At 66.8% G+C, this 8,822-nt stretch carries 9 protein-coding genes; 5 read left to right on the top strand and 4 right to left on the bottom strand.

Going from position 1 to position 8,822, the window contains the following annotated elements; translation table 11 throughout:
• Both NUV79_RS24265 and NUV79_RS24260 read right to left on the bottom strand, forming a co-directional pair.
• Positions 1-313: isocitrate lyase/phosphoenolpyruvate mutase family protein (locus NUV79_RS24265; RefSeq protein ID WP_257735643.1), on the bottom strand; the 313-nt coding region annotated here is incomplete at its 3' end.
• Between the two features lie 6 nt (positions 314-319).
• On the bottom strand, positions 320-1,771 hold the full coding sequence (locus tag NUV79_RS24260) for a bifunctional 2-methylcitrate dehydratase/aconitate hydratase (RefSeq protein WP_257735642.1): 1,452 nt from the start codon (positions 1,769-1,771) through the stop codon (positions 320-322).
• Positions 1,772-1,982: 211 nt separating this feature from the next.
• Between NUV79_RS24260 and NUV79_RS24255 the strand changes: the two genes are divergently transcribed.
• The 3 genes from NUV79_RS24255 to NUV79_RS24245 are packed head-to-tail and all read left to right on the top strand — an operon-like array spanning position 1,983 to position 4,940.
• On the top strand, positions 1,983-2,954 hold the full coding sequence (locus NUV79_RS24255; RefSeq protein WP_257735641.1) for a Bug family tripartite tricarboxylate transporter substrate binding protein: 972 nt from the start codon (positions 1,983-1,985) through the stop codon (positions 2,952-2,954).
• Between the two features lie 41 nt (positions 2,955-2,995).
• Positions 2,996-3,421: a tripartite tricarboxylate transporter TctB family protein gene (locus tag NUV79_RS24250; protein ID WP_257735640.1), complete on the top strand. Its 426-nt coding sequence runs from the start codon at positions 2,996-2,998 to the stop codon at positions 3,419-3,421.
• Position 3,422: 1 nt separating this feature from the next.
• A complete protein-coding gene (locus tag NUV79_RS24245; protein ID WP_257735639.1) occupies positions 3,423-4,940 on the top strand; it encodes a tripartite tricarboxylate transporter permease in 1,518 nt (505 codons plus the stop codon).
• Between the two features lie 18 nt (positions 4,941-4,958).
• Here NUV79_RS24245 and NUV79_RS24240 read toward each other — a convergent pair whose 3' ends face one another.
• Positions 4,959-5,663 carry an SDR family oxidoreductase gene (locus NUV79_RS24240; RefSeq protein WP_257735638.1) on the bottom strand — a complete coding sequence of 235 codons (705 nt, stop codon included), beginning with the start codon at positions 5,661-5,663 and terminating at the stop codon, positions 4,959-4,961.
• Positions 5,664-5,794: 131 nt separating this feature from the next.
• Here NUV79_RS24240 and NUV79_RS24235 point away from each other — a divergent pair, with 131 nt between their 5' ends.
• The gene (locus NUV79_RS24235; protein WP_257735637.1) at positions 5,795-6,736 is read left to right on the top strand and encodes a LysR substrate-binding domain-containing protein; all 942 of its coding nucleotides are present in this window, start codon (positions 5,795-5,797) and stop codon (positions 6,734-6,736) included.
• A 105-nt stretch (positions 6,737-6,841) separates the two neighbouring features.
• Positions 6,842-8,005, top strand: coding sequence for a M20 aminoacylase family protein (locus NUV79_RS24230; RefSeq protein WP_257735636.1), 1,164 nt, complete (start codon positions 6,842-6,844; stop codon positions 8,003-8,005).
• A gap of 160 nt (positions 8,006-8,165) precedes the next feature.
• Here NUV79_RS24230 and NUV79_RS24225 read toward each other — a convergent pair whose 3' ends face one another.
• Positions 8,166-8,804, bottom strand: a complete 639-nt coding sequence (locus NUV79_RS24225) for a Vgb family protein (protein ID WP_257735635.1) — start codon at positions 8,802-8,804, stop codon at positions 8,166-8,168.
• Positions 8,805-8,822 lie beyond the last annotated feature (18 nt).

Below are 8,822 nucleotides of genomic sequence, written 5' to 3'. Positions count from 1 at the left end.
GCATGACGTTGAGCGCCTCGCCATAGCCGGTATCGCCATCGACCAGCAGCGGCAGTCCCGAGGCCCGCGCGATCTGGCGGATGAAGAAAGCGACCTCGTCAACGGTGATCATGCCGAGATCGGGAATACCCATCGAGGCGGTCATCGCCGCGCCCGAAAGGTAGAGACCCTCGAAGCCGGCCATCCTGGCCTGAATCCCGGCCATGCCGTTATGGGCGCCGGGCAGGCGGGCGATGCCGCCGCGCTCGACCAGCGCCCGGAAGCGCTGGCCGGCCGGCTCGGACGGAAGATCGGAGGCGACGAGATAGGGCATGGGCGCTCAGTTGCAGTAGAGATCGACGTAGTCGTTGACCGGCATCGCTTCGAGCCTGGCCTGATCCAGCGAGACGTCGAGGATCTGGCGCTGGCGCTTCTCGACGAAGCGGCGGGCGAGATTGGTGCGGAACTTGGCTTCCAGCAGCGGAATGCCGTCGGTACGGCGGCGCTTGTGGCCGATCGGATATTCGACCACGAGCTCGGGCAGCACCGTGCCGTCCTTCAGCGTCACCGTCATGCCGTTGGCGATCGAGCGCTTCTCGGGGTCGTGGTAGTCCCTGGTGAAGGCCGGGTCCTCGACGCATTCGATCTTCTCGCGCAGCGCATCGATGCGCGGATCGGCGGCGACATCGTCCTCGTAATCGGCGGCGGTGAGACGGCCGAAGATGAAGGGCACCGCGACCATGTACTGGATCGTGTGGTCGCGATCGGCCGGGTTATGCAGCGGCCCGCGCTTGTCGATGATGCGGATGCAGGCCTCGTGCGTGCGGATGCGGATCGAGGCGATGTCGTCGCTGCTGCGGCCCATCGCCTTGAGCTGCCCGTGCAGCGTCATCGCCGCCTCGACCGCGGTCTGCGAGTGGAACTCGGCCGGGTAGGAAATCTTGAACAGTACGTGCTCCATCACATAGGAGCCGTAGGGGCGCTGGAACTTGAAGCTCTGGCCGCGGAACGAGGCGTCGTAGAAGCCCCAGGTCTTGGCCGATAGCGCCGAGGGATAGCCCATCTCGCCGGTGCGGGCGATCAGCGCGAGCCTGACGGCGCGGCTGGTGGCGTCGCCCGCCGCCCAGCTCTTGCGCGAGCCGGCATTGGGGGCGTGGCGATAGGTGCGCAGCGCCTGGCCGTCGACGAAGGCGAGCGAGAGCGCGTTGACGATCTCGTCGCGGTTAAGCCCGAGCATGCCGGCCACCACCGCGGTCGAAGCGACCTTGACCAGGATGACATGGTCGATGCCGACCTTGTTGAAGGCGTTCTCCAGCGCGAGGCAGCCCTGGATCTCGTGCGCCTTGATCATCGCGGTCAGCACGTCGCGCATCGTCAACGGCGCCTTGCCGGCGGCGACCGCGGTGCGCGAGAGCCAGTCGGCCACGGCGAGGATGCCGCCGAGATTGTCGGACGGGTGGCCCCATTCGGCCGCGAGCCAGCAATCGTTGAAATCGAGCCAGCGGATCATCGTGCCGAAATTGAAGGCCGCCTGGATCGGGTCGAGCTGGTAGGGCGTGCCCGGCACGCGGGCGCCGTTCGGCACGGTCGTGCCGGGCACGACGGGGCCGAGCAGCTTGGTGCAGGCGGGATACTCGAGCGCCTCCATGCCGCAGCCCATCGTGTCGATCAGGCAGTTGCGGGCGGTCTCGTAGGCGAGCGCGCTGTCGACGCGATAGTTCAGCACATAGTCGGCGATATCGACCAGCACGCCGTCCGGAGCCGGACGTTCATTGTTGTTGAATGTCGCCATTTTAGGCCGTTCCTCGCATCGATCGCCTGCCTTTACGCCTTGGCAAGCATTTATTGTCGACACAAATTACATTGACCCGGCCGTTTGACAAGCGCCTCCAGCTCGCTAATCTAAAAATTGTCGACAATCGAACCAGGCCACTCAAGAGCTCGGACAGGCGACGAAAGCCCGCCGCCGACAGGCGGGACCAACAAGATTTCGGAGGAACGCCATGAGGACAACGATCGCCACCTGCTGCGCGCTGCTGCTCTCGGCAACCGTCCACGCGCAGGACTTCCAGCCGCAGAACCCGGAATGCATCGCGCCTGCCGCGCCCGGCGGCGGCTTCGACCTGACCTGCCGGCTGACCAGCCGCATGCTGAACGAGACCGGGCTGGTCGGCCCCTCGATCCGCACCACCAACATGCCGGGCGGCATCGGCGCCATCGCCTATAACAACATCCAGGCGCAGCGCGCCGCCGACGCCAATGTCATCGTCGCGGTCTCGACCGGCTCCTGGGTCAATCTCGCCCAGGGCAAGTTCGGCCGCTTCAGCGAATCCGACGTGCGCTGGCTCGGCGCGATCGGCGCCGATTACGGCGTGCTCGCCGTGCGCAAGGACAGCCGCTTCAAGACGCTGGCCGATGTCGTCGAGGCCCTGAAGAAGGACCCGACCTCGGTGAAGGTCGGCGCCGGCGGCACGGTCGGCAGTCAGGACTGGATGAAGCCGGCGCTTGTCCTGAAGGCGGCCGGCGTCGACCCCCGCAAGATGCGTTATCTCGCCTATGAAGGCGGCGGCGAGGCGATCGGCGCGCTGATCGGCGGGCATATCGACCTCTTCCCCGGCGATGCCTCGGAAGTACGCGGACAGCTCGAAGCCGGCGAGATCCGCCTGCTCGCGACCTTCTCAGAGAAGCGCCTGCCCGGCGCCTTCGCGCAGGTGCCGACGGCCAAGGAACAGGGCTATGACGTGCAATGGCCGATCGTACGCGGCTTCTATGCCCCGCCGAAGGCGCCGGAAGCGTCCTACACCTATTGGACGGGCGTGCTGACCAAGCTCAACGCCGATCCGCGCTGGCAGAAGGCGCGCGGCGAGCAGGGCCTGTTCGAGTTCAGCATGGTCGGCGCCGAGTTCGACGCCTTCGCCAAGAAGCGGACCGCCGATTTCCGGGCGCTCGCCGCCGAGGTCGGCCTCGCCAAGTAAGGGCCACAGCCCTTCAGAAGGCAGCGGGACGGGAGGAGATCATGATCGATCGCCTGATCGGGTTGATCTGTGCATTGCTTGGCGCGGGCGCGATCTGGCACGCGCAGACCCTGCATGTGCCCTTCGCGGCCGATCCGGTCGGGCCGCGTGTGTTTCCGACGATCACCGGCGGCGTTCTGATTCTGGGCGGCTTCATCCTGATGCTGCGCCCGGGGGCGGTGACGCTGGAGTTCGGGACATGGCCGCGCGCGCTCGCCGTGCTCGTGGCAAGCCTGATCTATCCACTGCTCCTGCTGCCGATCGGCTTCATCGCCGCTACGAGCCTGCTCTGCTTCGTGGCGGCGCTGGCCTTCCATGCGCGGCCGCTTCCGGCGGCGGTCTCGGCCGTCACCACCGCGATCGTCTTCTTCGTCCTGCTGGACAAATTGCTCGACCTGCCATTGCCGCGCGGACCGCTGGGGATCTGAGATGGACGCATTCGCCGCCCTCCTCACCGGCTTCCAGGTCGCGCTCACTCCGCTCAACCTTGCCGTCGCCTTCGCCGGCGTCGCGTTGGGCACCGCGATCGGCGCCCTGCCCGGCGTCGGGCCGATCAATGCGGTGGCCCTGCTGCTGCCGCTCTGTTTCGCACTGAAGCTGCCGCCCGAAACGGCGCTGATCCTGCTCGCAGGGCTCTATTACGGCAGCGGCTATGGCGGCCGCATCTCCTCGATCCTGCTCAACATCCCCGGCGATCCCGGCTTGGTGATGACGACGCTCGACGGCTACCCGCTCGCCAAATCCGGGCGTGGCGCGGCGGCGCTGGCGATCAGCGGCATCGGCAGCTTCGTCGGCGGCACCAGCGCCGTCATCCTGATGACCTTCCTCGCCGTGCCGCTGACGCGGCTCGCGCTCTCCTTTGGCCCGGCCGACTATGTCGCGCTGATGGTCCTGTCCTTCGCGCTGCTCGGCACGATGAGCGAGGGCAAGGCGGTGAAGACCTGGATCGCGGTGGCGCTCGGGCTGCTCTTCGCCATGGTCGGCGTCGATGGCGGCACCGGCGTCGAGCGCTTCACCTTCGGCTCGCTGGAGCTGCTCGGCGGCATCGACTTCACCAGCCTGACCATCGGCCTCTTCGCCGTCGCGGAAATCCTTTTCCTCGCGGAAGGCATGATCAGCGGCGTGGTCTCACGCACCGGCAACGGCGCGCGCCTGACCTTCCGTGAAATCGTCTATTGCATCCCCGCGATGCTGCGCGCGACCGGGCTCGGCTTCTTCCTCGGCGTGCTGCCGGGCACCGGTGCCTCCGTCGCCTCGGCCATGGCCTATACCGCCGAGAAGCGCATCTCCGACAAGGGCACCTTCGGCAAGGGCGACATGCGCGGCCTCGCCGCGCCGGAAACCGCCGACAACGCCGCGCAGACCGGCTCGATGGTGCCGATGCTGGCGCTCGGCATTCCCGGTTCCGGCACGACCGCCGTGATGCTCGGCGCCTTCATGATGTATTCGATCACGCCCGGCCCGCTGCTGTTCACGCAGCGGCCCGAGGTCGCCTGGGGCCTGATCGCCTCGATGTATATCGGCAACCTGATGCTGCTGGTGCTGAACCTGCCTCTGGTCGGGCTGTTCGCGCGGCTGCTGCTGGTGCCGGCCTGGATCCTCTATCCCGGTATCCTCGCCCTGTCCTATGCCGGGGTCTATGCCGTCTCGAACTCGGCCTTCGAATTGATCATCACCACCGGCATCGGCGTGCTCGCCTACATCCTGCGCAAGGGCGGCATACCCTTGATCCCGCTGATGCTGGCCTTCGTGCTGGCGCGGCTGCTGGAGGACAATTTCCGCCGGGCGCTGTCCTTGTCGGATGGCGGCTACGAGATCCTGTTCTCGACGCCGACCAGCATCGTGCTCTGGCTGCTGGCCGTCGTCGCGATCGGCTTGCCATTGATCCGCAAGCCGAAGCTTCATCCGGCCGTGCCGGTGGCCGAAACCGGAAAGCCGGGCGCCTGAGCGGCGCCCGGAATGGCGTCAGATCGCGCGGGTGATGCCGCCGTCGACACGCAGGTTCTGGCCGGTGATGTAGGCCGCGTCCTTCGAGGCGAGGAAGGCGATGGTGCCGGCGATCTCGTCGCTGGTGCCGTAGCGCTGCATCGGCACGCCCTGCCGCCGCTCTTCCGTCGCCGGCAGGCTGTCGATCCAGCCCGGCAGCACGTTGTTCATGCGGATATTGTCGGCCGCATAGGCGTCGGCGAAAATCTTGGTGAAGGAGGCGAGTCCCGCCCGGAACACCGCCGAGGTCGGGAACATCGCGCTCGGCTCGAAGGCCCAGGCGGTCGAAATGTTGATGATCGAGCCGGCCTTCTGCTTCTGCATGATCGGCGTCACCAGGCGCGTCGGGCGGATGGCGTTGAGCAGATAGGTGTCCATGCCGCGATGCCAGTCCTCGTCGGTGATATCGAGGATCGGGGCTCGCGGGCCGTGCCCGGCGCTGTTGACGAGCACATCGATGCGGCCCCAGCGCTCCAGCGCGAGATCGACGAGGCGCTTCAGGTCGTCGTTCGACTGGTTCGAGCCGGTGACGCCGATGCCGCCGAGCTCTGCCGCCAGCGCCTCGCCCTTGCCGGAAGAGGAGAGGATGCCGACGGCGAAGCCGTCCTGCGCGAGACGCCTCGCCGCCGCGGCGCCCATGCCGCTCCCGCCCGCGGTGACCAGAGCCACTTTTTCTACCGACATGCTATCATCCTCCAGCTTGATACCGCAGCGGCCGAGGCCGCCGCACAATGATCGTTCACTCGCCTTCTATCATTGGCCGAGCCATGCAGCGAACCAGTTCCACGCAGCATAGCCAGTAGAAAAACTATCGTATGCCCTCATCCTCCCGCCGCCTGCCGCCGCTGAATGGCCTCCGCGTTTTCGAGGTCGTCGCGCGCCATCTGAACTTCCGGCTCGCCGCCGAGGAGATCGGCGTGACGCAAGGCGCCGTCGCGCAATTGATCCGTGGCCTCGAGGCCGAGCTTGGCATGAAACTCTTCCTGCGCCGCCCCCAAGGGCTGGAGCCGACGGAAGCCGGTCAGCAATATGCCGCCAGAATCCGGCGCGCCTTCGACCTGATCACGGAAGCGACGCGGGAGCTTCGTGCCGAGCCGCAGCGCCTGACGATCAGCGTGACGCCGAGTCTCGCCTCGCGCTGGCTCATTCCGCGCCTTCCCGACTTCACGGCCGCCCATCCCACGATCGACCTGCGGATCGTCGCGACCGACCGTCTCTCGAATTTCGAGACGGACGACGTCGACCTCGCGGTCCGGCTCGGGCAGTCGCCCTTCGGGCCCGGATTGAATGCGGAGCTGCTGCACGAACAGACCATCATCGCCATCGGCAGCCCCCTGCTCATCGAGAAGCTTGGCGACCCCGGCGATCCCGGGAATTTCGCGCGCTATCCGTTGCTGCACGATGCCCATGGCTTCTGGCCGGCGTTTCTCGGCAAGGCGTTCCCGGCCAGCGTGCCCGCCTCGGGGCAGAACGTCCGCTTCAACCAGACCTCGCTGGCTGTCGAAGCGGCAATTGCCGGGCAGGGTCTCGCCCTGGCGAGCCTATTCCTCGTCGCCGACGACATCGCATCTGGCCGATTGGCCCGCGCCCTCGCGGCGGAGCTGCCCGTCGAAGCGGGCTTCCATATCGTCTTCCCGCGCAAGCCACGGCATCCGGGCCCGGTCGAGGAAGTGTGCCGCTGGCTGGTCGAGGCCGCAGCGGGCAACCGCCCTGCCCATGGTGCTGCCAGCCCGAGACCGGACACGCACCGCGAGTAGCTTGAGGCCCACGAAACAAATTTGCATCCGGCCGACAGGATTGCAGCGCTTCTTTCGACGCATCTGCACTATCCCTTCGCAAACCCGTCACACGAGGCCGCTCCGATGCCCAAGCTCGATCTCGATGCCCTGCAATCCGAGATGACAGCGTGGCGCCGCCATCTGCACACGCATCCCGAATTCGGCTTCGAGGAAAAGCGCACCGCCGCTTTCGTCGCCGCGAAGCTGCGTGAGTTCGGCCTGGACGAGGTCGTCGAGGGCATTGGTGGCACCGGCGTCGTCGGCACGCTCAGGCGCGGCAGCGGCAACCGCGCGATCGCCTTGCGCGCCGATATGGATGCGTTGCGGATCGCCGAGCTGGGCGAGCACCCTTATCGCTCGCAGACGCCCGGCGTGATGCATGCCTGCGGCCATGACGGCCATACCAGCATGCTGCTCGGCGCGGCCAAGCTGCTGGCGGAGGAAGGCGGCTTCGATGGCACCGTGCGCTTCCTGTTCCAGCCGGCCGAAGAATGGGGCCGCGGCGCGCTCGCCATGCTCGACGACGGCTTGATTGAGCGCTTTCCCTTCGACGAGATCTACGGTCTGCACAACATGCCGGGCCTCGGCATCGGCCAGTTCCAGACGCGCGCCGGCTCCTTCATGTCGGCCGAGGACAATTTCGAGATCGTGCTGAAGGGCGTCGGCGGCCATGCCGCCAAGCCGCATGCCGGCAGCGAAGTTCTGGTCGCCGCCTGCGCGCTGGTGATGCAGCTCCAGACCATCGTCTCGCGGCGCCTGAGCCCGGCCGATATCGCGGTGCTCTCAGTGACCGAACTCCTGACCGACGGCACCCGCAACGTGCTGCCCGGAGCGGCGCGCATCCTCGGCGATGCCCGCAGCTTCCGCCCCGAAGTCAGCGCTGCGATCGAACGCCAGATGGGCATCATCGCGCGCGGTACGGCCGAGAGCTACAACCTCGCTTGCGAACTGACCTATACCCGCGAATTCGTGCCGCTGGTGAATGACGCGGCGCTCTCGCAGGAAGCGCTTGCCGCCGCGCGAACCGTGCTGGGCGACGATAATGTCGCGATCGCCGCGGAGCCGATGACAGGCTCGGAGGATTTCGCCCGCTTCCTCGACCATGTGCCCGGCTGCTTCGCCTATGTCGGCAATGGCGAGGGCTCTGCGCCGCTGCACAATGCGTCCTATGATTTCGACGATCGCGGGCTGATCCACGGCGCGCGGTTCCATGCCGGAATCGTCAGGCACAGGCTGCGCGCCGGCTGAGCTTCGGCCGCCGAGAGACGAAAGCCCTTCTGCGACCACGCTCTCGGGGAAGGGCCTTTCAAACATCCCCTGATCTATGGAGCCAAACACTCCGCCGGCCAGCGTAGAGATGAGTTCGAACTCGCCTCAACGGCTGTCGAACAAGCTCATGCTTCAAGATTCAGGCGCGCTTCGGCCGACGCACGGCCCGCAGCCCGCTTTTGCCGGCGTCGCCGCAATAGAACAGATCGGCGCCATCCGACTCCAATCCGGAGAGGCCCACGCCTGGGGGCATGGCGAGCGCGTCCAGGCTCTTGCCGGTGGCGGGATCGATCCGGCGCAATTCGCTTTCGCCGTCCTCCCAGGTGCCGTGCCACAATTCGCCCTCGACCCAGGTCACGCCGGTGACGAAGCGGTTGGTCTCGATGCTGCGCAGCACCTTGCCCGTGGCCGGGTCGATCTGGTGGATTTTTCGCTCGCGGTAATGACCGACCCAGAGCGAGCCCTCGGCCCAGGCGAGGCCGGAATCGCCGCCCTTGCCCGGCGCGGGAATTGTGCCCAGCACCGAGCCGGTCCGCGGATCGATCTTCTGGATACGATCCTCGGCGATCTGGAAGAGATGCGTGCCGTCGAAGGCCGTGCCGGCATGGGCGGGGACATCGATGGTGCGGATAACTTCGCCGCTGGCGGTGTCGAGCGCATTCAAGCGGTCGCCGGAGGCGAACCAGACATTGGCGCCATCGAAGCTGACGCCATGGACCTTCTCGACGCCTGGGAACGGGCCGTAGGTACGGGCAATCTCGGCAGTGGGGATCGTCATGGCTTGGCTCCTGCGTCT

The sequence above is a fragment of the Allobosea sp. 47.2.35 genome, assembly GCF_024655635.1.
Classification (GTDB): Bacteria; Pseudomonadota; Alphaproteobacteria; order Rhizobiales; family Beijerinckiaceae; genus Allobosea.
This window is presented reverse-complemented; position numbering and strand designations above follow the sequence as displayed.